The organism is Paraburkholderia sp. MM6662-R1 (genome assembly GCF_050436245.1).
GTDB lineage: Bacteria > Pseudomonadota > Gammaproteobacteria > Burkholderiales > Burkholderiaceae > Paraburkholderia > Paraburkholderia tuberum.
On sequence record NZ_JBNDLV010000001.1, the window covers coordinates 4,025,410 to 4,047,245 of the forward strand.

24 protein-coding genes, 1 tRNA gene and 1 pseudogene are annotated in these 21,836 nt (G+C 63.7%); 13 read left to right on the forward strand and 13 right to left on the reverse strand.

All coding sequences use genetic code 11. From position 1 onward, the window contains the following. The first annotated feature begins 1 nt into the window (after position 1). Together OKW39_RS19065 and OKW39_RS19070 are read left to right on the forward strand one after the other, a co-directional pair. Complete coding sequence (locus tag OKW39_RS19065; protein ID WP_090800926.1) at positions 2-244, forward strand: pentapeptide MXKDX repeat protein; 243 nt, start codon at positions 2-4, stop codon at positions 242-244. Positions 245-676: 432 nt separating this feature from the next. Then, complete coding sequence (locus tag OKW39_RS19070) at positions 677-1,606, forward strand: EamA family transporter (protein WP_187610929.1); 930 nt, start codon at positions 677-679, stop codon at positions 1,604-1,606. 203 nt (positions 1,607-1,809) lie between these two features. On the opposite strand, the gene OKW39_RS19075 is transcribed toward OKW39_RS19070, so the two are convergent. Further along, positions 1,810-1,947 (reverse strand): entericidin A/B family lipoprotein, encoded by a 138-nt coding sequence (locus OKW39_RS19075; RefSeq protein WP_018421109.1) that lies wholly within the window; start codon positions 1,945-1,947, stop codon positions 1,810-1,812. 218 nt (positions 1,948-2,165) lie between these two features. Then, a complete protein-coding gene (locus OKW39_RS19080) occupies positions 2,166-3,809 on the reverse strand; it encodes a sensor histidine kinase (protein WP_429563248.1) in 1,644 nt (547 codons plus the stop codon). A 24-nt stretch (positions 3,810-3,833) separates the two neighbouring features. On the opposite strand from OKW39_RS19080, the gene OKW39_RS19085 reads away from it, so the two are divergent. The 5 genes from OKW39_RS19085 (at position 3,834) to OKW39_RS19105 (ending at position 6,266) form a co-directional block, all read left to right on the forward strand. Continuing rightward, entirely contained in the window at positions 3,834-4,010 is a 177-nt protein-coding gene (locus tag OKW39_RS19085; RefSeq protein ID WP_090805380.1) for a DUF1328 family protein, read from the forward strand. Between the two features lie 93 nt (positions 4,011-4,103). After that, positions 4,104-4,265: a DUF1328 domain-containing protein gene (locus OKW39_RS19090; protein ID WP_006052455.1), complete on the forward strand. Its 162-nt coding sequence runs from the start codon at positions 4,104-4,106 to the stop codon at positions 4,263-4,265. Positions 4,266-4,472: 207 nt separating this feature from the next. Next, entirely contained in the window at positions 4,473-5,018 is a 546-nt protein-coding gene (locus OKW39_RS19095; RefSeq protein WP_090800921.1) for a ferritin-like domain-containing protein, read from the forward strand. 163 nt (positions 5,019-5,181) lie between these two features. Next, positions 5,182-5,814 carry a response regulator gene (locus OKW39_RS19100; protein ID WP_429563249.1) on the forward strand — a complete coding sequence of 211 codons (633 nt, stop codon included), beginning with the start codon at positions 5,182-5,184 and terminating at the stop codon, positions 5,812-5,814. 20 nt (positions 5,815-5,834) lie between these two features. Then, positions 5,835-6,266, forward strand: coding sequence for a response regulator (locus OKW39_RS19105; RefSeq protein ID WP_429363558.1), 432 nt, complete (start codon positions 5,835-5,837; stop codon positions 6,264-6,266). Positions 6,267-6,289: 23 nt separating this feature from the next. Here the strand turns inward: OKW39_RS19105 and OKW39_RS19110 are convergent, their stop codons facing one another. The 8 genes from OKW39_RS19110 to OKW39_RS19145 all read right to left on the reverse strand — a co-directional run bounded on the left by OKW39_RS19110 (position 6,290) and on the right by OKW39_RS19145 (position 13,980). Then, positions 6,290-6,643 carry a DUF1493 family protein gene (locus OKW39_RS19110; protein WP_429563250.1) on the reverse strand — a complete coding sequence of 118 codons (354 nt, stop codon included), beginning with the start codon at positions 6,641-6,643 and terminating at the stop codon, positions 6,290-6,292. A gap of 23 nt (positions 6,644-6,666) precedes the next feature. Then, positions 6,667-7,866 carry an MFS transporter gene (locus OKW39_RS19115; RefSeq protein ID WP_187610933.1) on the reverse strand — a complete coding sequence of 400 codons (1,200 nt, stop codon included), beginning with the start codon at positions 7,864-7,866 and terminating at the stop codon, positions 6,667-6,669. A gap of 141 nt (positions 7,867-8,007) precedes the next feature. Then, positions 8,008-8,832 (reverse strand): phosphodiesterase, encoded by an 825-nt coding sequence (locus OKW39_RS19120; protein WP_429563251.1) that lies wholly within the window; start codon positions 8,830-8,832, stop codon positions 8,008-8,010. A gap of 57 nt (positions 8,833-8,889) precedes the next feature. After that, the gene (locus OKW39_RS19125) at positions 8,890-9,936 is read right to left on the reverse strand and encodes an ABC transporter ATP-binding protein (protein WP_429563252.1); all 1,047 of its coding nucleotides are present in this window, start codon (positions 9,934-9,936) and stop codon (positions 8,890-8,892) included. Beyond that, positions 9,933-10,847 (reverse strand): ABC transporter permease, encoded by a 915-nt coding sequence (locus OKW39_RS19130; protein ID WP_090805379.1) that lies wholly within the window; start codon positions 10,845-10,847, stop codon positions 9,933-9,935. Before OKW39_RS19130 ends, OKW39_RS19125 begins: the two co-directional genes overlap by 4 nt. 50 nt (positions 10,848-10,897) lie before the next feature. Then, entirely contained in the window at positions 10,898-11,722 is an 825-nt protein-coding gene (locus tag OKW39_RS19135; protein ID WP_429334916.1) for an ABC transporter permease, read from the reverse strand. Further along, the gene (locus tag OKW39_RS19140; RefSeq protein WP_090800906.1) at positions 11,719-12,801 is read right to left on the reverse strand and encodes an ABC transporter substrate-binding protein; all 1,083 of its coding nucleotides are present in this window, start codon (positions 12,799-12,801) and stop codon (positions 11,719-11,721) included. Before OKW39_RS19140 ends, OKW39_RS19135 begins: the two co-directional genes overlap by 4 nt. A gap of 84 nt (positions 12,802-12,885) precedes the next feature. Beyond that, positions 12,886-13,980 carry a LacI family DNA-binding transcriptional regulator gene (locus OKW39_RS19145; RefSeq protein ID WP_429563253.1) on the reverse strand — a complete coding sequence of 365 codons (1,095 nt, stop codon included), beginning with the start codon at positions 13,978-13,980 and terminating at the stop codon, positions 12,886-12,888. Positions 13,981-14,124: 144 nt separating this feature from the next. Here OKW39_RS19145 and OKW39_RS19150 point away from each other — a divergent pair. Both OKW39_RS19150 and OKW39_RS19155 read left to right on the forward strand, forming a co-directional pair. Further along, a tRNA-Leu gene (locus tag OKW39_RS19150) sits at positions 14,125-14,209 on the forward strand. Between the two features lie 213 nt (positions 14,210-14,422). Beyond that, positions 14,423-15,491, forward strand: a pseudogene (locus tag OKW39_RS19155) (tyrosine-type recombinase/integrase). A gap of 152 nt (positions 15,492-15,643) precedes the next feature. On the opposite strand, the gene OKW39_RS19160 reads toward OKW39_RS19155, so the two are convergent. Then, positions 15,644-16,189 carry a flagellar biosynthesis sigma factor gene (locus OKW39_RS19160; RefSeq protein WP_429563254.1) on the reverse strand — a complete coding sequence of 182 codons (546 nt, stop codon included), beginning with the start codon at positions 16,187-16,189 and terminating at the stop codon, positions 15,644-15,646. Between the two features lie 83 nt (positions 16,190-16,272). Next, positions 16,273-17,274, reverse strand: a complete 1,002-nt coding sequence (locus tag OKW39_RS19165; protein ID WP_429563255.1) for a DUF2515 family protein — start codon at positions 17,272-17,274, stop codon at positions 16,273-16,275. A gap of 354 nt (positions 17,275-17,628) precedes the next feature. Between OKW39_RS19165 and OKW39_RS19170 the strand changes: the two genes are divergently transcribed. The 4 genes from OKW39_RS19170 (at position 17,629) to OKW39_RS19185 (ending at position 19,434) form a co-directional block, all read left to right on the forward strand. Continuing rightward, entirely contained in the window at positions 17,629-18,072 is a 444-nt protein-coding gene (locus OKW39_RS19170) for a hypothetical protein (RefSeq protein WP_429563256.1), read from the forward strand. Then, entirely contained in the window at positions 18,072-18,368 is a 297-nt protein-coding gene (locus OKW39_RS19175) for a hypothetical protein (protein WP_184063824.1), read from the forward strand. The genes OKW39_RS19170 and OKW39_RS19175 overlap by 1 nt, the downstream gene beginning before the upstream one ends. 40 nt (positions 18,369-18,408) lie before the next feature. After that, positions 18,409-18,672: a hypothetical protein gene (locus OKW39_RS19180; RefSeq protein ID WP_429334911.1), complete on the forward strand. Its 264-nt coding sequence runs from the start codon at positions 18,409-18,411 to the stop codon at positions 18,670-18,672. A gap of 258 nt (positions 18,673-18,930) precedes the next feature. Further along, positions 18,931-19,434 (forward strand): M48 metallopeptidase family protein, encoded by a 504-nt coding sequence (locus tag OKW39_RS19185; protein WP_429563257.1) that lies wholly within the window; start codon positions 18,931-18,933, stop codon positions 19,432-19,434. Between the two features lie 47 nt (positions 19,435-19,481). On the opposite strand, the gene OKW39_RS19190 is transcribed toward OKW39_RS19185, so the two are convergent. Next, positions 19,482-21,818 (reverse strand): FdhF/YdeP family oxidoreductase, encoded by a 2,337-nt coding sequence (locus OKW39_RS19190; RefSeq protein WP_429563258.1) that lies wholly within the window; start codon positions 21,816-21,818, stop codon positions 19,482-19,484. Positions 21,819-21,836 lie beyond the last annotated feature (18 nt).

Below are 21,836 nucleotides of genomic sequence, written 5' to 3' on the forward strand. Positions count from 1 at the left end.
CATGAAGAAGATTGCAGTTACCACGATCGCATTGTTGATGCTGGCAAGCGGCGGCGCGGCCTTCGCGCAGGCGAGCGGCGCGATGTCGAACGGTGAGATGTCGAAGAATGCGATGTCGAAAGATTCGATGTCCAAAGACAGCATGTCGAAGGACGGCATGAAAAAGGACACGATGAAGCACGACTCGATGAAAAAGGGCGGCGACGCGATGAAGCACGAGGCGTCGGGCGCGATGGGCAACTGAGTCGGCGCCGAGCGTGCTTAGCGATCCTGCCGATGCACGGCCGCGCATCGAACGGATCCGACACCGCAAGCCGGGGATGCGTCCCCGGCTTTTCTGTTGCAGGAAACCCAAAAGTTACGATTCTCTCGCGTGGCGTTCTTGGCGCTTACTGCATAATGCGGTGCGCGCCGGGGCTTTGCCACGCTTGCGGCCGCGCAGCCCGGCCGCGTTGCATCGTGTCGTTTTGACCGACGCCGCCGCCACCGCCGTTTCTGGCGCTTCCGGCGCCGCCCATCGTCTTACCGTTCCACCGACATGTCCGCCAGCCTCGCCCGTCCGACCGCATCGCCGATGCGGTGCCCGCCATCCCGCCCGAAAGGCATCGACGCAGGCTCGGCGCCTCGCGGGCATCGAGCGCATCGCGCGGGTCGAGTGGCGACGGCGGACTGAAGCATGTCGCTGCAACGTTCAGCTTTTTCTCCGCGCGGCTGGCCGCTGCGTCTGCCGCAGTCGCGCAACGGGCGGATCGCGCTCGCGCTTGCCGTCGTTTATCTGGTGTGGGGCTCGACGTACCTCGGCGTGCATGTCGCGCTCGGCTCGTTCCCGCCGCTGCTGATGTCGGGCTTGCGCAACCTGTTCGCCGGCATCGGTCTGTTCGTGTTCGCCGCGCGCCGCAAGCCGATCTGGCCGAGCTTCGCCGAAATCCGCAACGCCGGCCTCGTCGGCACCATGCTGGTAGGTCTGTCGAGCGGCATGCTCGCCTACGGCATGCGCACGGTCGGCACCGGCACCGCGGCCGTGATGGTCGCGACCGTGCCGCTGTTCGCGACCGTGATCGCGGCCGTCGCCGGACGCAAGATCGGCCGCGGCGAATGGTTCGCGGTCGGGCTGGGGCTCGCCGGCATCGTGATTCTGAGTCACGGCGACAGCACGCCGGGCTCGACGGGCGGCAGTCTCGCGATTCTGTGCGGCGCGCTGTTCTGGGCCGGCGGCGCGCATCTGGCCGGGCAACTGAAGCTGCCGTCGGACCTGTTTCTGTCGACCTCGCTGCAGATCGGCCTCGGCGGCGCGATGTCGACGCTGGTCGCGTGGGCGTCGGGCGAGCGGATGCTCGAGCTGCATTTTCTGCCTCTCGTCGCGTTCCTGTATCTGATGTTGATTGGGACGATGGCGGCGTACGTCGCCTACGGTTATCTGATTCGCCACACGAGCCCGATCATCGCGAGCAGCTGCATGTACGTGAATCCGGTCGTCGCGGTCGCGCTGGGCGCGCTGCTGCTCGGCGAGCCGGTCACCCGCTCGACGGTAATCGCGACGATCGTGATTCTGATCAGCGTCGGCCTGTCTTTCTGGTTCGATTACCGGAACAAGCGCAGCGCCTGATAGCGGCGCGGTTCTCGTCGAACCGCGCGCCCGCTGTCAAAGCCTTGCCGCCAGCTGCGCGCCCTCGCGGATCGCCGTGCCGTTTCATCGCGTTCTGAAAACGCGTCGCGTCGAGTGCCAGCCAGCACCCAATCATTCACGAAAAAAAAGCCCGCAGCGGCATCCCGCGACGGGCTTTGCAAATCCTGCTGCCATGTGCCGGCTTATTTCGCCTTATCCGCCTCGTTCGTGATGGCGTGGCCGCCCTTCGAAATATCTTCGCCAGCGCCCGCCATCGTGTTGCAGCCGGTGACAAGCATGGCAGTTCCTGCGAGCACAAGCAAAGCGATCAGTCGAGTCATGAAACTTCTCCTTGTCGAGAATGCATCGGTTGATGTCGTCCGACCGGGGCCATGCCAGTCGATCAGATCTCGATCCGGTTTCGAACCGGTCTGATTGCATGGTAAAAAAAGGGCGGGGGCGGCGCTGTCGGCCGTGCCGCGATTTTGTCGTAGGCGTGCTCCGGTGTTTGCGTCGGCGCACTCCTACAACGGCTTGGGGGCGCTGCGGCGAGCATCTGTCAGACGGGGCTTTGCGACGAAGTGGGCGGCGTGGCCGGCGAGGTCAGCGGCTGATCGACCGAAGGCGTCGCGGTGCTCGCGCTCGGCATCACGACGTCGATGTCGGTGCCGTTTTGCGCGCCACGGCGGATGTCGAAGCGCCCGCCGTGCGCGGCCACGCGCTGACGCATGCCGAGCAGGCCGTGCGTATGTGTGCGCTTCAGGTCGGCTGGCATGATGCCGACGCCGTTGTCCGCGATATGCAGCGCGACCTCGCCCTCGCCGACCCGCAATGCGATTCCGACCTTCGAGGCCCGCGCGTACTTGGCGGCGTTCGTCAGCGATTCCTGCGCGACCCGAAACAGCGCGATTTCGGTCTGCTCGTCGAGCTGGATATCGTCGGCGGGCAGGTGCAGCTCGAGCGTCCAGTTGTTGCGCTGCGCGGCTTCGTCGGCGAGCGTGCGCAGCGCGGTAACGAGCCCGAAATTGGCCAGCACGGTCGGCCGCATGTCCTCGATGATGCGCCGCTTCAAGGCGATGCCCTGGTCGAGATTGGCGAGCGCGCGCTGCAGCTTGTCGGCGATGTCCGGCTCGCTGTCCTTCAGCTTGCGGCGCGCCCATGCGACGTCCATCCGGCATGCGGTCAGAATCGCGCCGAGCTCGTCGTGCAACTCGCGCGCGAGCTGGGTCTTTTCGTTTTCGCTGACCGCCTGCAGATGCCAGCCGAGCGCTTCGAGCTGCCGCGTGCGCTCGTTGACGAGCTGGTCGAGTTCCTCCTGCTGCGTGATCAACTGACGCTGCGCGCGCGCCTGCCGGTCGATCTGGATGCCGAGATTGCGAAACAGCAGAATGAACAGCACGATGTTCAGCGCCGACAGACCCGCCGCGCACAGGGTCGACAGCCGCTGGTCGGCGCGGCTCGCGGCCAGCGCGTGCTGAGCGCGGCGCTCCTCGTTGTCGCGCAGCAGCGCGAGCGTACTGTCGATCAACGACGCGTCCGCCGGGTTGACGTCGCTCGCGCTCCCGCATGCGCCGAGATCGAGCGGATGCGGCGCGGCGTGCTGCATCGCGGCGGCGCCCGCGCCGATGCGCGCGTCGATCAGCGCGAGAATCTGCGTGAAGCTCGCGAGTTCCGCGCTGTCCGCGCGGCCGCCGCGATAGAAGTGGTCCAACTGCTGGGTGGTGTCGCGGATGCGCGCGGCGCTCGCGCAGAACGCGTGGGCGGATGCGTCGTCCTTCGTCAGAAGAAACTGGTTTTGTTGCGCGGTGAGGCGCGACAGCTCGCTCGCGAGTGTGCTTAGTCGCACGGTGACGTCGCGCGCTTCAAGCGCGGTCTCATACTCGGCGGTGATGCGCTGACGCGCGGTCTCCAGAATCACGAGGCCTCCCACCGTGATCACGATCGCCACCGTCATCGCGATCGCCCAGCTGCGATTGCGCATCCACTCGGCGAGCCGCGCCGTGGCGCGCGCGCCAGCTTGTTCCGGCGGGTTCTGCAGATTCGACACTTTCGGCTCCAGAAAGAGGGCATCGACTCCGGCATCGCGCGAAGCCGCGCGCGTAATGTCGTCGTAACCCAATGTAAGCGGATTCTCACACGAAAAACGGCGAGCGTCGGAATGCGCGCGGCGCCGCGCATCGATAGCATGGACCCGATCGTTCATGCAATGTTTCGGGAGGAAGCCATCATGTTGAAGTGGGCACTGTTCTTCGCGATCGTCGCGGTGATCGCCGGTCTTCTCGGCTTCACCGGCATCGCGGCCGGCGCAGCGGCGATCGCGAAGTTCCTGTTCTTCGTCTTTGTCGTACTGTGCGTGGTGTTCCTCGTGCTGGGCTTCGTCGTGACGAAGAAAATGATCGATTAGCGCGGCCATCGCGGTGGCGGCAAGCCGCGCCCTCACAGCAGGCGAGCGATTTGCTGGTAGTCGATTGGAAGGCCAACAAAAGGGAGAAATGCCATGCTTCACTATGCCATCGTCTTCTTCGTGATTGCGATCATCGCAGCCGTGTTCGGCTTCACCGGCATCGCGGCCGGCGCGGCCGAAATCGCGAAGATCCTGTTCTACATCTTCCTCGTCGTGTTCGTGGTCACGTTGCTGCTCGGCGTGTTTCGAACCTAGCCGCGCGAGCCGGATGAACGCAACATGAGGTAGGCAGCGAAGTACGCAATGTAGGAACAGGTAGTCAACAAGGCGCGTGAACGCGCGGCGTTTGAATCCCCGATGAGGCGCCCGCGTTCGAAGCGCGCTGTCATTCCACCCTGGGCGCATCAGGCGCGATTCGTGCTGATGCGCGATTCACCCAATACCGGATAAAGGAGAAGTTCGATGACGAAGCAATCTGGCGACACGTTCGTGATGGACATCACGAAGATCCGCGAGGACGCGCGCAAGCATATGTCGGATGGTCCGGTCACGCAGAGCTATGGCGCGAATCGCGAGACGGTGCTCAAGCTGCTCAACGACGCGCTCGCCACCGAGATCGTCTGCACGCTGCGCTACAAGCGCCATTACTTCATGGCGAAGGGCATCAATTCCGAAGCGGTCGCGAGGGAATTTGCCGAGCACGCAACCGAGGAGCAGGAGCACGCCGATCGCATCGCCGAGCGCATCGTTCAGCTTGGCGGCGAACCGGATTTCGCACCGGACGGCATCAAGGCACGCGCGCATTCGGAATACAAGGAAGGCACCGATCTGACCGACATGATTCGCGAGAACCTGATCGCGGAGCGCATCGCGATCGACACGTACCGCGAGATCGCACGGTATCTCGGCGAGAAGGACGTGACCACGCGCCGGCTGTTCGAGGAGATTCTCGCGGTCGAAGAAGAGCATGCCGACGATATGGCGGATCTGCTCGCGGGGCGCGAGTAGCGCAGCAGGCGACAGGGGAGGCGTCGAAGGACCGGGTCGCGGGCGAACTCGGGAATGCCGGCAGCCGCGGTGCGAAGCCGCCCTCGCATTGCGCGTCCGGCCGTGGCCCCGGATCATTACCATGTCCGCATCGGAGCGACTCCCTTTGCACGGAACCCAACCGATGATTCGAGTGCTGATAGCTGACGATCATGCGATCGTTCGAGGTGGATTCAGACAGTTCGTCGCCGACGAGCCGGACATGTGCGTCGCCGCCGAGGCCGCCACCGGCGAGGAAGCGATCGGCCTCGTGCGCGAGCAGGCATTCGACGTCGTGCTGCTCGACATCGCGATGCCTGACAAGAACGGCATCGATACGTTGCGTGTGATCAAGCAGGTGCGTCCCGAGCAGGGCGTGCTGATTCTATCGGGCTATCCCGAGAGCCAGTACGCGATCAATCTGCTGCGCGCGGGCGCGAGCGGCTATCTGAACAAGGACTGCGAGCCGGAAGAAATCGTGCGCGCGATTCGCTCGGTCGCGCGCGGGCATCGCTATCTGTCGGAGGCGGTCGCCGATACGCTTGCCGACAATCTCGACAAGCCTGCCGCCGGGCGTCCGCATGAAGCGCTGTCGGAGCGCGAATTCCAGATCTTCTGCAAGCTCGCGTCCGGCCGGTTGCCGACCGAGATTGCTGAAGAGCTGCATCTGTCGGTCAAAACGGTGAGCACGTATCGCGCGCGGGTGCTCGAGAAGATGCGTCTCGCGAACAACGCGGACCTCACGTATTACGCGATCAAGAATGGCCTGATCGACTGACGGACGATCGAGATATCCCGATGAACAGCGAACCGAACCCCGCTACCGAGTCAGCCAGCCGCGCGCCGTTGCGCGTGCTGCTGATCGAGGATTCGCCGCTGATCCGCCGCAGCCTGGTGGAGGCGATCGATGCGTCGGGCCTGCTGCGCGTGGCCGCTTATGCCGATTCCGCCGATCAGGCGATCGCGCTGCTCGGCGACGAAGCGTTCGACGCGGTGATCGTCGATTTGCAGCTGAAGCTGGGCTCGGGCGTGCCGGTGCTCGCGTATCTGCAGCGCGAGGGGCTGATCGATTCGATGTTCGCGGCGGTGCTGACCAATCACGCGTTGCCCGCGTACCGCGAGCGCTGCGAGCAGTATGGCGTGCGGCACTTTTACGACAAATCGTTCGAGTTCGATCGCGTGCTCGATGCGCTGCATGAGTATGCGTTGGGGAGGAGTGGCGGGGTGTAACGACTCGACCGTAGTTGGCGTTTCTAGTCCTGTTTCCACACTCCGCGCTTCATCGCTTCTTCGAGCATCCCAAGGGTAAGCGAACGTCCGTCGAGCAATTCTCGCGCGCTGGAACTGAACGGGGACTTCAACGCGGCCACGACGATGTCGCGCTTGCGCATGTTGGCGGATGGAACGTGGTAAGCGACGTCGAAATCGCGCAGGTCCACGTGGAAGCGGTCAGCCCATGCCTGCATCACCTCGACGATTTTCGCCGGCTCCCAATCCAGATCGTGATACAGATCCATGTCACGGGTCAGCTTGTCGTCGAGAGGCAGCCCGGCGGGAGTGCGCATTTCGCGGATGAACCGAGCGAGATCGAGCCACGTGTCGTTCATTACAGACGATCCTCCGGCTGATATCAATGCCCAGCCCGCGCCGGCAACCGCAAATGATTCCACGCGCCGAGCCCGGCAAACGCGATCCCCGCGATAGTCACGCCGACCCACCCGAACACCGGCCACACGATCGCGCCGACACCCGAGCCCAGCGCCCCGCCGATGAAATACGCGACCATGTAGACGGTATTCACGCGGCTGCGCGCATCGGGCTTCAAGGCGTAGATGCGCGACTGATTCGAAATCTGCGCGGCCTGCACGCCGATGTCGAGAATGATCACGCCGACCACGAGGCCCGCGATGCTCTTCGCCGACGCGCCGAAAATCACGAACGCGATCACGACCAGCACGAGCGACACGGTGATGATCGCGCGCGGTCCACGCCGGTCGGCGAACTTGCCGGCGAGCGGCGCGGCCAGCGCGCCGGCCGCGCCGACGATACCGAACAGCCCTGCCGCCTGCGGCCCGAGATGAAACGGCGCGCCCGCGAGCAGCAGCGCGAGCACCGACCAGAAAATGCTGAACGCGCCGAACAACGCCGCACCGGTCAGCGACGCCTCGCGCAGCGCGCGATGCTCGGTTACCAGGTGCCACATCGACACGAGCAGCTTGCCGTACGGCAACGTCGAGGTGGGCTGACTCTTCGGCAAACGCAAAACGATGACGACAGCGAGTGCGAGCAGCGCGACGACGGATGCGCCAAACACCGCGCGCCAGCCGAAGTATTCGGCGACGATGCCCGCCGCGGTCCGGGCGAGCAAAATGCCGAGCAGCAGGCCGCTCATCACGGTGCCGACCGCGTGGCCGCGCTCGGACGGCGGCGCGAGTTCGGCCGCAAACGGCACCGCCTGTTGCGCGATCGTCGCGAGCACGCCGATCGCGAGACTCGTGACGATCAGCACCGCGAGCGTCGGTGCCGACGCCGCAATGACGAGCGCGACGCACATGCCGGCGATCTGCAGCAGGATCAGCAGACGCCGGTCGAAGCGATCGCCGAGCGGCGCGAGCAACAGCATGCCGGCGGCGTAGCCGAGCTGCGTGACGGCCGGCACCGCGCCGACCCATGACGCGCTGCCCGGAAACGACTGGCGGAAGTTATCGAGCAGCGGCTGGTTGAAATAGATGTTTGCGACCGAGACACCGGCGATCGTCGCGAGCAGCAGCAACACGCCGCGCAACGACCGGGCGGAGGAAGCGGAAGTGGAAGCGTCGGAAGTGGACATGACAGGGGCGGATCGACGGACCGGCCCATGCGCGGTCCTCAAGCGTGCCGATCATACCGGAGCGGCGGGGTTCGTGCTGACGGCCGCGCGAGGCTCGCCCGCGCAGCCGGTATCAGGCGGTTGCGAAGTGTGTCCGGCGGTTCAGTCGATCAACGCGCCAGCGTCGTGGAACGGATACGGGCCGTCGGCCGCGTCGACATACGCATGATGCGTGACGATGCCCGTCGCCGGATCGTAGTAATGGAGCGCATACGCGGGCGGCTCCATCACGAACGCCGACGGTCCGTCCTCGCGAAAATCGAGCGCCACCTGGTGCGCGGGCGCTGGAATCGCGCTCGCGATCGTGCCGCCGAAGCGCACGAACATCGACCGATGCACGTGCCCGCAAAGCACGCGCTCGACGTTGGGATGCTGAGCGATCAACGCCGCGAGCTTGTGCGACGCCGCCCGGTCGAGCCGGATCTCGTCCATATGCCCGATGCCGCACGCGAACGGCGGGTGATGCAGCGCGACCACGACCGGCTTGCCGCGCGCCGCATCGAGCTGCCGCTCGAGCCACGCGAGCCGCGTGTCGCACAGCGTGCCGGCGCTCGAACCGGGCACCAGCGAATCGAGCGCGATCACGCGCAGCGGGCCGACGTCGAGCGCGTACTGCACGAACTCGCCGCCGCTCAGCAATTCCTCGCGCTCGGCAAACGCCGCGCGCAGCGCGTTGCGTTCGTCGTGATTGCCGACCATCAGGAAGTAGGGAATCGCGAGCGGCGCGAGCAGTGTTTTCAGGTGTGCGTACTGCTGCGGGTCGCCCTGATCGACGAGGTCGCCGGTGATCAGCACCGCGTCGGGACGCGGGGTGAGCGCGTTGAGCGCGTCGACGCAGCGCGCGAGGTAGTGGGCGGTATCGACGCGGCGATATGCGAGTGCGCCGGGTTGCTTGATATGCAGGTCGCTAATTTGAGCCAGCAGCATGACAGAGGTCCTTCGGGTTGCTTCGTGTCGGGCGCCAGGATGCGGCGCTGTTTTTACCTACGATAGCGCAATCAGTGCGTCCGGCTCGATCGAGATGCCGACCGGCGTGCCGCGCGCAAGCTCGATGCGGCCCGCGACGTCGACGAAGAGCGGCTCGGGCGCGGCACCGCCAATCGTCAGACGCGTGCGTTCGCCGAGGAACGCGGTGCTTTCGATCTGGCCGCGCAGCTGCGCGAGCGCGGGGTCGGTGAGCCGGGCATCCTCGGGGCGAAAGAAGATTTCGTGCGCGCCGCGTGCGTTCGACGCATGCGCGGGCAACGGCACGGCGCCGCCGCTCGTCGCCAGCATGCCGTCGCGCGGCTCGCCCGCGACACGGTTGATCGTGCCGACGAACTGCGCGACCGTGCGATTGGCCGGACGATAGTAGATGTCGCGCGGCGAACCGATCTGCTCGATGCGTCCCGCGCTCATCACGACGATGCGATCGCCGAGCTCCATCGCTTCGGCCTGATCGTGCGTCACGTAGACGGTCGTGATGCCGAGTTCGCGCAACAGCGCGTTCATCTCGCTGCGCAATGCGTCGCGCAGACGCGCGTCGAGCGCGGTCAGCGGTTCGTCGAGCAGCAGCACGCGCGGCTGCACCGCGAGTGCGCGCGCGAGCGCCACACGTTGACGCTGGCCGCCCGACAGTTGATCGATCGGTTTGTCGGCGTGCGCGTTGAGCCGCATCATGCCGAGCAGTTCGTCGACGCGTCGTCGCGCGACTGCGGCCGGCACGCGCTTGATCTTCAGGCCGTAGCCGATGTTGCCGCGCACGGTCAGGTTCGGAAACAGCGCGTAGCTCTGGAACACCATGCCGACCGCGCGTTTTTCGATCGGCAGCGTGGTCACGTCGTCGTCGCCGAATGCGATCCGGCCGCCCGCGTCAGGTGTTTCGAGGCCCGCGATCAGGCGCAGCGTCGTCGTCTTGCCGCAGCCCGACGGTCCGAGCAGCACGAGGGTTTCGCCCGCGCCGATCGTCAGGTCGAGCGGTTCGAGCACGCGCGTGCCGCGAAACGTTTTGGCGCACTGCGTGAGCGTGATGGGAATCGAGGTCAGTTTCATGGCGTGTCGATGGGCTTCGAGGAAGAGGCGGCGCCGCGCTTTTTCGACGCGCTGCGCTGGCCGGTCGCATCGACGCCGAGCCATTGCATCGCGACGAGCAGCGGCATCGTCATGATGAAGAACAGGATCGTGTACGCGCTGCCGATCTCGATGCGCATCGACGCGTAGGTGTCGGCGAGGCCGACCGGCAGCGTCTTCGTGTCGGGCGTGTGCAGCATCCACGTGAGGTTGAATTCGCCGATCGACAGCGTGAGCACCGCGAGCGCGCCCGCGACGATGCCTGGCCGCGCGTTCGGCAGCACGATCGTGACGAAGCGCGTGAAGAAGCTCGCGCCGAGGCTCGCCGCGCCTTCTTCGAGCGTGCGCAGATCGCTGCTCGCGCAGACCGCCGCGACCGCGCGCACCATGAACGGCAGCGTGAACACCACATGCCCGACGACGATGAACGCCGCGCTCATCCGAAACGCCGTGAAGCCGCCGTAGATCACCAGCAGCGCGAGTGCCGATGCGAGGCCGGGCAGCGCGATCGGCAGCACCAGAAACTCTTCGACGATGCGTGCGAAGCGCGTCTTGCTGCGCGCGAGCACATAGCCCGCGGGCACGCCGGTCAGCAGCGTGACGACGAGCGTCGCCGCGGCCACTTCGAGCGACAGCCACACCGAGTCGTGATACTGGGTCCACACTTCGACGAGCCAGCGCAGCGTGAGTCCGCTCGACACGCCCTTGAAGTAGTTGACCGTCAGCCCGGCGACGATCGACATGACGACCGGCACGATCAGGAACGCGCACAGCAGCAGTGTGACGAACCATTGACCCGCGGCGAGCCATGTTCGCGTGGAAGGCCACGCGCGTCGCGCGCGCGGTCCCGCTGCCGGTTGCGAAGACGGCGAAGGGGCGGTGATTGAGTTCATAGGTAGGTAGTCGTTGCGTTCGCGAACGCGCGGCTCCGGCGACGCGCCGTTCACGCGCTCGCCGCCACGCCCGAACCGCTCGCGCTGCGCGCGATCGCCAGCACCGCCCACGTGACGATGCCCAGCACGATCGACAGGCCCGCGGCCGTCACCATGTTCGCGTTCAGCGTGAACTCGGTATAGATGGTCATCGGCAGCACGTCGATGTCGGTGGCGAGCGTGAACGCCGTGCCGAACGCGCCCATCGCGGTCGCGAAGCACACGGCGCCCGCCGCGATCAGTCCGGGCGACAGCGCCGGCAACACAATGTCGCGCATGATGCGCCACGGCGATGCGCCGAGCGAGCGCGCGGCCTCTTCGAGCGATGCATCGAGCTTGGTCGCCGAAGCCATCACGGTGACGATCACGCGCGGAATCGAGAAGTACAGATAGCCCAGAAACAAGCCGCTCATCGAATACGCGAACACCCAGCGATCACCCGCGAGTTTCAGCGACAGCGCGCCGATCAACCCTTGACGTCCCGCCAGCATGATGACCATGAAGCCCACGACGACACCCGGAAACGCGAGCGGAAACGTCAGTAGCGCGAGCAGTGGGCGCTTGCCGGCGAACTCTCGACGCGCGAGCAGCAGCCCAGCGATCACCGACAGCACCAGCGTGGCCGCCGTGACCCCCGCCGACAGCACGACGGTCGCGCCAAGGCTCGACATGTAACGCGCATTCGTCAGCATTGCGCGATAGGTCGCGAACGCATGGCCGCCGCCGGAGAGCTGCGCGAGCGCGACCATCGGCAGCAGCCAGAACGCGATGAAGACCGCGAGCGCGGGCGCGAGCAACGCGATGCGCCAGCGCAGCGGGAACGTGACTTCGTTCAATGCATCACCTGTAGATAGCGCTCGCCGAAGCTCGACTGCTTGTCGGCCATCTTCGCGAAGTCGACCGGCTTCGCGCGCGCGTATTCGCTCGCGGGCAGGAACTGCGCAGCCGTCTCGGCGCTCATCGCGCTCGCGCGCACCGGCCGCAGATACGCCTGCGCCCACAGCTTCTGGCCTTCGTCGGACAGTACGAAATCGAGCACCTTCTTGCCGTTCGCTTCGTGCGGCGCGCCTTTCACGAGGCTCATCACGTACGGCACCGAGATCGTGCCTTCCTTCGGAATCACGAACTCGACGTTCGCGTGATCCTTGTACTTCGCGCGGTACGCGTCGAAGTCGTAGTCGAGCAGGATCGGAATTTCGCCGGACAGCACGCGCGCGTACGCGGTTTGCTTCGGCACGATCGGCGCGTTCGCCTTGAGCTTTCTGAACCAGTCGAGACCCGGCTCGAAGTTGTCGAGCGTGCCGCCGAGCGCCTGGTTCACCGCGACCGCGCCCGCATAGCCGACGAACGCGCTCGACGGATCGAGATAACCGATCATGCCTTTGTATTCGGGCTTCAGCAGATCGGCCCACGAGCGCGGCACCGGCTTGCCTTCGAGCGCGTCCTTGTTGACGAAGAAGCCGAGCGTGCCCGAGTGGATCGTGAACCAGTAGCCTTGCGGGTCTTTCAGGCCGGCGGGAATGTCGTCCCAGTGCGCGGGCTTGTACGGCTGGATCACGCCCTTGTCCTTGGCCTGGAACGCCGACGATACGCCGAGATACACGACGTCGGCGACCGGGCTTTTCTGCTCGGCCATCAGCTGCGCGATCGATTGTCCCGAGTTCTTGTTGTCGAACGGCACGCGAATGCCGGTCTTTTGCTGGATCGCCTTGATCTGGCTCGCCCAGTCGGCCCATTCGGGCGGGCAGTTGTAGCAGATCGCGGTTTCGTCGGCGCGCGCGGCTTGCGGCGCGAGCGCGACGAGCGCCGCGCCGGCGACGAGCAGGCTCGCCGGCAGTGCGGTCGCGGCGGCGCGCGCGAGTTTCTGCCACAGCGGTATGAGCGAGGATGCGAAGCGTGAGGTTGAGCGGGGCACTGCGGGTCTCCCTGTGTCGGATGGGTTGCGCGGGTTGGGGATAACAGCCAGGGCGCGCGTATGCGCGTGCCTTCATTGGGCTTCTTATGCGAGCGGCTTTTCGGTGGCGGCCGCAGCGCTCGGGACGTGGGGCGGCGACGCTCCGTCGAGATTCGCGTGCGAGCCGAGCGCCGCGATCGTCGCGCCTTCGCGCAAGCTGTGCAGCAGCGTCAACGCGCGCGAAGTTGCGCAGAACGCGCGCTCGTCGCGCGCGCCGCCGATGCGTGCGAGCAAGCGCTGCCACGCCGCACAGCCGATTTCGCGATTCGGCGCGCAGATGCTCGCGAGCGCCGGCGACAGCAGTTCGCCCATTGCGAGGCCGTCGAAGCCGAGAATCGACATGTCCTGCGGAATCCTCAGGCGCGCGCGGCGCAGGCCGCGCATCACGACCATCGCGAGCAGATCGTTGCTGCAGAAGAGGGCGGTCGGACGGTTTGCGCCGTGCGTCAGGTGCGCGAGCACGGACGGCGCGAGTTCGTCGGCGTTGAAATCGACTTCGAGCGCGGGCGCGGCCGTGAGGCCGGCCTGCTGCATCGCCTGCGTGTAGCCGAGATGACGCTGACGCGCGCGATCCGAGGCCGCGAACGAGCCGGCCAGCATCAGAATGCGGCGATGGCCGTGCGCGATGAGCCGGCGCACGCCGTCGTAGGCGGCGAGGCGATTGTCGACCGACACCGACGGGCGGCGCACCGTGTCGTTGTGCATCAGCACGTATAGCAGGCCGTCGCGGTCGAGTTCGTCGAGCAGCGGATGGGTGTCGGCATCGGCGACGGTCAGGATCAGTCCTTCGACGCGATGCTCGCGCAGCGTTTCGATTGCGTGACGTTCACGGTCCACGTCGTACTGCGTGGTCATCAGCATCAGCCGATAGCCTTGCGCTGACGCGAGATCGTCGATGCCTTGCAGGCATTCGGCGAACACCGGGTTCGCGAGCGTCGGCAGAACGACACCGACGAGGCGCGTGCGCTCGCCGCGCAATTGCCGGCCGAGCGGGCTCGGGCGGAAGTTCAGCGCGTCGATCGACTGACGTACCTTGTCGAGCGTGACGGGGTTCACGGTGTGCGGCGCGTTGATCGCGCGCGATACCGTGGCGATGGAAAAGCCCGCGTGGGCGGCGACATCCTTGATCGTCGGCGTCATCGGTTTTCGGCCCGCTGTAAACGTTTTCGTGAGCGGATTATCGGCAACGTTTGTGACTTGGGGATGAATGCGGGTGTCGGGCGCTTTTTTGGGGCTGCCGCGAGGCGATGGTAGAATTCGCGACCACGCGCGATTGCCACCTCTGCCGGGGTGATGAAATTGGTAAACATAGCGGACTTAAAATCCGCCGCCTTCGGGCTTGCCGGTTCAAGTCCGGTCCCCGGCACCAAATACGCGCCAACGGATTTCAACGGTTCACCACGAAGCCCCGACAGCTAGCGCTGAGCGGGGCTTTTGTTTGCTGTAGTCTCCAAGGGTTCACCAGCGATTACAACCCAGGGGGTCGTTTCGGGGGTTGCCACGATTCAAGCGCCCGTCGGATTTCAAGCGCCCGTCGGATGGAAAACGACCCCGCAGCGGCGCGACAACCGGAGACGCAGACATGGCGCTGACCGATGCCACGATCCGTAACACGAAGCCGGGTGAAAAAGAGCAGAAGCTGTACGACGGTGGCGGCCTGCTGCTGCTTGTCACGCCAACGGGCAGCAAGCGATGGATTTTCAAGTACCGTTTCGCCGGAAAGGAAAAGAGCCTCGCACTTGGCGTCTATCCAGACGTGCCGCTTGCCGATGCCCGCAAGCGTCAGGACGACGCCCGCGAAAAACTGGCAGCAAAACATTGATCCCGGGGAAGCCAAAAAGGCCGGGAAACGCGCCGCCCGCCTTGCTGCTGCCAATTCATTCGAAGCCGTTGCGCTCGCCTGGATGGAAGAGCGCGGTCAGTCCGTTGAAAGCGGGCAGTATGAAAAAACGCTTGCGCGTTTCAGGAATGACGCGTTTTCCTAGCTTGGCAAGCGACCCATCGCGGAAATTGACGCACCCGAGATTCTGGCAGTCCTTAAACGCGTGGATAGCCGGGGCGCCCGCTTTACGGCTCACCGTCTGCGCAGCGAAACAAGCCCCGTGTTCCGTTTCGCGATCAAGGAGGGCTATTGCAAAACCGATCCGGCACGCGATCTGGTTGGCGCAATACCGCCTGCACAGACAACGCATTTCGCCTCGATCACCGAGCCCGCCAAGGTCTCGGAGATGTTGCGGGCCTTCGATGCCTTTTCCGGCACGTTCCCGGTTTTGTGCGCGCTCAGGCTCGCGCCCATGCTGTTTGTGCGTCCCGGCGAACGGAGACAGGCTGAATGGGCGCAGATCGATCTGGAGGGGGAATGGGGGGAATGGCGCTACCGCGTCACGAAAACCAACACGGATCATCTTGTGCCACTGGTGGCACAGGCCGTCGCGATCCTGCGCGAACTGCGGGCGCTGACGGGTAGCGGCCGCTACGTGTTCCCAGGCGCGCGCGACGCGCACGCCGTACCGGATAACCTTGGTTCGGCGTACAACCGCACAAAATTCATTCGCGAGCGCCGCGAGATGATGCAGGAGTGGGCCGATTACCGTGACCGGATCAAGGCCGGGGCCGAAGTCATTCCGATCAAAGGCGGGACGGTCGCCTGACTACCTCAGCGGGACAATCTTTTGGAACAGCGCCGCCCGACGATGGAAGCGTGGGCGGCGCATGTCTTTGCTCACTGAGACCTACGTGACATTAAACAGAAAGTCCCGCCGGAGCGGGACCACTTGTACTCATCGGCTTCGCGAACTACCGGTTAATAGTCGTCGCTGTTATCCTCAAACACCGGAAAATTAAGGTCGAGGGTAATCAGGTAGCGCTCGTCGTTTGGTCGGTCGTCTGTCCGAAAGCACCGGATATTGAGTGAAACCTGATATTTGTTGCCGGCCTGCCATCGTGTCGTGGGTGCGTCGCACGCCCGAATTGTATTGCGTGTCGCCTGAGTGTCTTCGATGGGGCGATTGGTCGAAGAGTGAAAAGGTTTCCACCCGCCCCGCCTGAATTGGTTCTGTAGGTCCGTGAGGATCGCCATTGATTCGTCAAGCGGTAATGTTTCGACTTGCGGCGAGAGTACAAGTGATTCGACCTTGCCTTGCTGGTCGTACTGAACCATGAAAAACTTCGCGGCCGGCGTTACGAAATCATGGTGTGGATCAACAAATCGGAGTTTTGCAGGGCGTATCAGCACCCCAGCCCAGCTTGTATTGGGTTCAATCGGCGGTAACGTCGAGTGCGATTGCTTACGCACCTGTTCATAGGGTTCCCCTAGCGTCAGCACGACCTCATCAACAGGATTTGCCATTGCGAGCAGTCCCCATAAGGCAGCGCAGCCAACTACGGTGCAAACGAGATATCCAGGCCACCTGATTTTTCGACTCAGCATGTTTACCTTGCATGCGCGATGAGATAAAGGGAATTTTCTACGTCATATTTCTTAAGCGGATCGTGTAGCAGTTGGTCGAAACGCTGTGCGGCTCGCAAAACAAATGCCACGCGCTGCTGTGGATCGGCAAGATTTGCGAGAGGCTCCTTGCTGAATCTTTCGTTCTTGGCGTTGGCCCCGGTCACCGTACACTGATTCGCAAAGGCAAGCTGGATTTCCCGCGCCGATCCAGTCGGAATATGCAATGCCCATGCGAACTGGTTGGCGCGCATCAGCAACGCGAATGTTGGATCGTTGTACATGGCCGGTTGCAAGATGTTGATTTGCTCGTGTATTGCCAAGTCTTTGACACCATCTGCAATGCGGCCACTATCAATTGCGGAGAAGGCGCTCAAAATCTGAGGCCTTTCCTCCGCGAACGGAACACTGTTCTCAATCGGCCACAGGACGGAACCGCGCAAGAGTTTGCGTTCGGGTAAGCATCGCTTTAATCGCGCAAGCCCAAACTTCTTGTAGAACATATGCAGCGGCCAAACGTCGAGAAACAGCGACGTGTTGCCCTTTGCCAGCATCTGATAGACCTTGGTACCGCTTTCGGCGGTCGCAGCGCTCACCGCCGACTGTGCCCCGTAGGCCGTCATCCATGCAGCCGGGCCAACACTCGCTACCTTGCGCAAATTGGCAACGCTGTCCGAAGCCGATTTGCCGATCATCTCGGCGGCATTGAGCAGCCCGCATCCTACCTGCTTCGACGCGAACGCCGCGAGTCCGGCCCACTGGAAACGTCGGTCATCCCACCAGAGTTGCGCATACGCCGCATTGATGCTGCGGTTACGCGCAACCGGATCGTCAACGGATACGATGGCCTCGGCCTTCTTCTGATAGAAGCGCCAGCAGTCGATACAGTCCTGCTTGTCATCTTCCGTTCGCTTTTTTGCGGCGGCCTCTTCCTCTTTCCAGTTCGGGTAACAGACCGGACACCTTGGGTTATCGCACTTTTGCATCTTCGTTATTCGCGTTGGTGTTGTCCTGATGCCGCGTCAGGCCGATGCCATATTTCGGCACGCAGTTCTGGGTGAGGGCATGCCGATTCTCTCGGCTCTCCGGTTCGTGAGCGAATCATAAAATGGCCCCACCTTCGACGGGTGAGCGCTGCGGATCACCCTGCGCCAAGCTAGCGCAAACAGGAGGGGGCATTCAATAGGACAGTTTCGATATTTTGTTTAACGATTGTCAAAACAATGGTGATGGTGACCATCGGGTTTAGTGAGTCGTGAGCGGCGGCGCGATAACAAAGAGCCAGCGGTCGCTGTCGCCGTTGTCGGGGGGGGAGTGACAACCGCTTTCATATATACAGGATGACCAACCATCAGGTCGCCAAAGCCCTGTACGACGAAGTAAAGAACGGCAACCTGCTGTTTGTGCCCGAGCGGGACGACATGCGCAAGTGTGTGGAGGCGATACGCAAGCAGCGGGAAAAAGGTTCGGGTCCAGCGCCTGCCCGCACACAACAACCAGCCGAGGCGGACATGGCAAGCTCGCTCCATGGCAACAGTCCGCGCGTGCCGCAGACTCGCGGCAATGCAAAGCCGTTGGAGTACGCACCGGACGCGCTGAGCGGCGATGTGCAGCAGATCGCGGCGCGCGGAGTCCGCGCGGCCGAGGAAACTGAGTGCGACGCGATATATCATGCGGAAATGACAGCGTGTTCTGCTGCTGGCGCAATATTCCAAGACCCGCGCACTTATGCGCTGTGCGCGCAACGGGCATTCGCGAATTACCAGACCTGTAGAGGTTATTGATGAGTCAACGACAAACCGCGTTTATCAGTTTTTTCGACGAACACACGGGACAGGTGAAATTCTGCGTTGTGCCGCGACAGTTCGTTCAAACCGCGATTGATCGCGTCATGGCAATCAGCGTGCCGCCGGATGCCGCTGAACACTCCGACGCTCCATTTACAGACGAGGACGCGCGGAAGCTGGGGGGCTTGGCGGTCCTGAGCCTTGCCGCTTCGAATCCTGACTTGAGGTCTCGCTTGCAGATCACGACTGAAGCCCCGATGGTCTGGACACCAGCGAAGCCGTCTGGCGAATAGTGCAATTCACACCCCGTAACCACTGCCGATGATACTAAGCATGGTCGCCCCACAATCGTTCGTCATCTCATACAACGACGAACTTCGGCAATTCGAAATGTGCTCGCTCAAAGACTCGGATCTTGCGGAACTGCGCGAGAATGCCGTGGTAGCGCCTTGGCGGCTTGACGCCATTCCAGGTGATGAACTGACAGAGAATGTCGCCAACTGCCTCGGGGCCTGTGCGCTTGGCATCCTCTCGATATATCACCCCGAAGTGAAGCAGCGTTTGCGCGTGAGGCCGGATCAGTTCGCTCTGCCGTAAGCCGTACCGCCTCAGCGGAGTCGGATTTCTTGTAGTCGCTCGACGTCAAGCATGCAGGGTGATTGATGCGATGAAGCGAGCGAATCAATTGCGCGGTGACGACAACGCCATCTTGCACGACGAGGGAGGCGTTGAATCAGGCGGTGAAATCATCGACAACATGCACGCCTACGCGCCTTAAGTCGTCCGGAAAGAATCAAACTTGTCGCCAGGCCGGACCATGCGTAACATCACCCCCGCCAACCTCACTCCGCCTTCATGTCCCCCCTCAAATACCTCACCGGCTACCCCGCACCGCTGCAAGACAAGGTGAGAAAGCTGATCGCCGCCGATCAGCTCGGCTCCTACGTCGCGCAGAAGTACCCGAGCACGCACGAGGTGCAAACCGACCGCGCGCTCTACGAGTACTGCGCGGAACTCAAACGCGAACACCTGCGCAGCGCGGATCAGATCGACAAGGTCACTTACGACAGCAAACTCGACGTGATGCGTCACGCGCTCGGCCTGCACACGAGCATTTCGCGCGTGCACGGCAGCAAGCTGAAAGCGAAGAAGGAAATCCGCATCGCGTCGTTATTCAAGGCCGCGGCGCCGGAGTTTCTGAAGATGATCGTCGTGCACGAACTCGCTCATCTGAAAGAAAGCGACCACAACAAAGCGTTCTATCGTCTGTGCGAATTCATGCAGCCGGGTTACCACCAGATCGAATTCGATCTACGTCTGTATCTGACGCATCGCGATCTGGCGAAGAAGACCGTGTGAGGTACGCCGCGCGACAGGCGCGGCAGGCGCGACAAGCGGAGCTGACTTCAAGCCGCCAGTTCCGCGGCATCCTCCACCATCGACGCCGTCAACAACACCGGAATCGACTTCGACGTCGGCGTACCCGCGCCATCCGCGACCGAGGAGAGCGGCACCAGCGGATTCGTCTCCGGATAATAAGCGCCGAGACAGCCGCGCGGAATGTCGTACTCGACGAGCAGAAAACCGTCCACACGTCGCTCGATGCCATCGGCCCACACGCTCGTGATATCGACGCGCTGACCAGCCGCGAACCCGAGCATCGCGAGATCGTCCTTGTTGGCGAACAGCACGCGCCGCTGTCCGTACACGCCGCGATAGCGATCGTCGAGACCGTAAATCGTCGTGTTGTACTGATCATGTGAGCGGGTGGTCATCAACGTCATCAGGCGTTCGCCATGTTGCTTCTTCGCCTGATGAATCGGCGTGTCGAGCGCGATCGCATGGACGATGAACTGTGCCTTGCCGCTCGGCGTTTTCCAGATGCGATCGCGCGATGCGACGCCGAGATGGAAGCCGCCCGGCTTCTTCAGACGCTCGTTGTAGTCGTCGAAACCGTCGATCACCTTCGCGATGCCCTCGCGAATCAGCGCGTAGTCGGCCGCATGGGCGAGCCAGTCCACCTTGCCGCTGCCCAAAGTCGCATGCGCCATGCGCGCGACGATCGCCACTTCGGAAAGCAGATTGTCCGACGCCGGCTTGTTCATCCCATACGAGATGTGCACCATGCTCATCGAATCCTCGACGCTGACGCCTTGCGCCACGCCGTTCTGAACATCGATCTCGGTGCGTCCGAGCGTCGGCAGGATCAGCGCGTCGCGGCCATGCACGAGGTGGCTGCGATTGAGCTTCGTCGTCACGTGCACGGTCAGATCGCATGCGCGCATCGCGTCCCACGTGCGCGGCGTGTCCGGCGTCGCGATCGAGAAATTGCCGCCCAGCCCGATGAACACCTTCACCTTGCCGTCGAGCATCGCCTGAATCGTGTTGACGACGTCGAGTCCGTGCTCGCGCGGCGGCGCGAAGTCGTAGGCTGCGCCGAGCTTGTCGAGAAACGCTTCAGTAGGCTTTTCTTCGATACCGACCGTGCGGTCGCCCTGCACGTTCGAGTGGCCGCGCACCGGGCACAGCCCCGCGCCGCGCCGGCCGATATTGCCGCGCATCATCATCAGATTCGACAGCAGCTGTACCGTCGCGACCGAGTTATTGTGCTGCGTGAGACCCATGCCCCAGGTCGAAATCACCGCGCGGCCCTTCACGTAGATATCGGCGAGCTTCAGCACCTCGTCGAGCGGCACGCCTGCCTCGGCGACGATCGTGTCCCAGCGCTCGGCGCGTAGATCGTCGGCGAAGGCAGCGAAGCCGACTGTGTGCTGGGCGATGAAGCCGAAGTCGAGCACGCGCTCGAGGCCCGACACGAGCGCTTCGTCATCCAGTTCGAGCACGCGTTTGGCGACGCCCTTGATCAGCGCGAAATCGCCGCCGAGCTTCGGACGGGTGAATACCGAGCTGATTTTCGTGCTGCCCATCGTCAGCATTTCGACCGGATGCTGCGGGCTCGCGAAGCGTTCGAGGCCGCGCTCCTTCAGCGGATTGATCGACACGATCGTGGCGCCGCGCTTCGCGCATTCGCGCAGTTCGCCGAGCATGCGCGGATGGTTGGTGGCCGGATTCTGGCCGAAGATCAGCAGCGTATCCGCGTGTTCGAAGTCATCGAGCGTGACCGTGCCCTTGCCGATGCCGACCGTGTGCGGCAGGCCACGGCTCGTCGCCTCGTGGCACATGTTCGAGCAATCGGGAAAATTGTTGGTGCCGTACATGCGCACGAACAGCTGGTACAGGAACGCGGCTTCGTTGCTCGCGCGGCCCGAGGTATAGAACGCGGCGCGGTCAGGATCGTCGAGACGCTTCAGATGGCTCGCGATCAGCGCGAATGCGTCGTCCCAGCCGATCGGCACATAGCGGTCGCGCGCGGCGTCGTAGACGAGCGGATCGGTCAGGCGGCCGTGCTGCTCGAGTTCGAAGTCGGATTGCGTCATCAGCTCCGTGACGCTGTGCCGCTCGAAGAACGCGGGCGTCACGCGCTTGCCGGTGGCCTCGGCGGCCACGGCCTTCACGCCGTTTTCGCAGAACTCGAATGTCGACACATGCTCGCGATCCGGCCACGCGCAGCCGGGGCAGTCGAAGCCGTCAGGCTGGTTCTGCTTGAGCAGCGTGCGGTAGTTGCCGCCCGCGACCTTCTCCTTGAGCAAGTTGATGGCGACATACTTCAGCGCGCCCCAGCCAGCGGCGGGGTGCTTGTACGGCTCGATGCGGGCTTCGGCTTGTGTTTCGTTCTTCTTCATGACGTGGCGGTGGACGGA

Bases quoted from the DNA above. Each gene is read 5' to 3' on its own strand.
- OKW39_RS19175 (WP_184063824.1), top strand. From the start codon at position 18,072: ATGAGTCAACGACAAACCGCGTTTATCAGTTTTTTCGACGAACACACG.
- OKW39_RS19190 (WP_429563258.1), bottom strand. From the start codon at position 21,818: ATGAAGAAGAACGAAACACAAGCCGAAGCCCGCATCGAGCCGTACAAG.
- OKW39_RS19075 (WP_018421109.1), bottom strand. From the start codon at position 1,947: ATGACTCGACTGATCGCTTTGCTTGTGCTCGCAGGAACTGCCATGCTT.
- OKW39_RS19160 (WP_429563254.1), bottom strand. From the start codon at position 16,189: ATGGCAAATCCTGTTGATGAGGTCGTGCTGACGCTAGGGGAACCCTAT.
- OKW39_RS19185 (WP_429563257.1), top strand. From the start codon at position 18,931: ATGTCCCCCCTCAAATACCTCACCGGCTACCCCGCACCGCTGCAAGAC.
- OKW39_RS19100 (WP_429563249.1), top strand. From the start codon at position 5,182: ATGATTCGAGTGCTGATAGCTGACGATCATGCGATCGTTCGAGGTGGA.
- OKW39_RS19120 (WP_429563251.1), bottom strand. From the start codon at position 8,832: ATGCTGCTGGCTCAAATTAGCGACCTGCATATCAAGCAACCCGGCGCA.
- OKW39_RS19180 (WP_429334911.1), top strand. From the start codon at position 18,409: ATGGTCGCCCCACAATCGTTCGTCATCTCATACAACGACGAACTTCGG.
- OKW39_RS19115 (WP_187610933.1), bottom strand. From the start codon at position 7,866: ATGTCCACTTCCGACGCTTCCACTTCCGCTTCCTCCGCCCGGTCGTTG.
- OKW39_RS19080 (WP_429563248.1), bottom strand. From the start codon at position 3,809: ATGAACGATCGGGTCCATGCTATCGATGCGCGGCGCCGCGCGCATTCC.
- OKW39_RS19105 (WP_429363558.1), top strand. From the start codon at position 5,835: ATGAACAGCGAACCGAACCCCGCTACCGAGTCAGCCAGCCGCGCGCCG.
- OKW39_RS19110 (WP_429563250.1), bottom strand. From the start codon at position 6,643: ATGAACGACACGTGGCTCGATCTCGCTCGGTTCATCCGCGAAATGCGC.
- OKW39_RS19145 (WP_429563253.1), bottom strand. From the start codon at position 13,980: ATGACGCCGACGATCAAGGATGTCGCCGCCCACGCGGGCTTTTCCATC.
- OKW39_RS19125 (WP_429563252.1), bottom strand. From the start codon at position 9,936: ATGAAACTGACCTCGATTCCCATCACGCTCACGCAGTGCGCCAAAACG.
- OKW39_RS19065 (WP_090800926.1), top strand. From the start codon at position 2: ATGAAGAAGATTGCAGTTACCACGATCGCATTGTTGATGCTGGCAAGC.
- OKW39_RS19095 (WP_090800921.1), top strand. From the start codon at position 4,473: ATGACGAAGCAATCTGGCGACACGTTCGTGATGGACATCACGAAGATC.
- OKW39_RS19090 (WP_006052455.1), top strand. From the start codon at position 4,104: ATGCTTCACTATGCCATCGTCTTCTTCGTGATTGCGATCATCGCAGCC.
- OKW39_RS19070 (WP_187610929.1), top strand. From the start codon at position 677: ATGTCGCTGCAACGTTCAGCTTTTTCTCCGCGCGGCTGGCCGCTGCGT.
- OKW39_RS19170 (WP_429563256.1), top strand. From the start codon at position 17,629: ATGACCAACCATCAGGTCGCCAAAGCCCTGTACGACGAAGTAAAGAAC.
- OKW39_RS19085 (WP_090805380.1), top strand. From the start codon at position 3,834: ATGTTGAAGTGGGCACTGTTCTTCGCGATCGTCGCGGTGATCGCCGGT.
- OKW39_RS19130 (WP_090805379.1), bottom strand. From the start codon at position 10,847: ATGAACTCAATCACCGCCCCTTCGCCGTCTTCGCAACCGGCAGCGGGA.
- OKW39_RS19165 (WP_429563255.1), bottom strand. From the start codon at position 17,274: ATGCAAAAGTGCGATAACCCAAGGTGTCCGGTCTGTTACCCGAACTGG.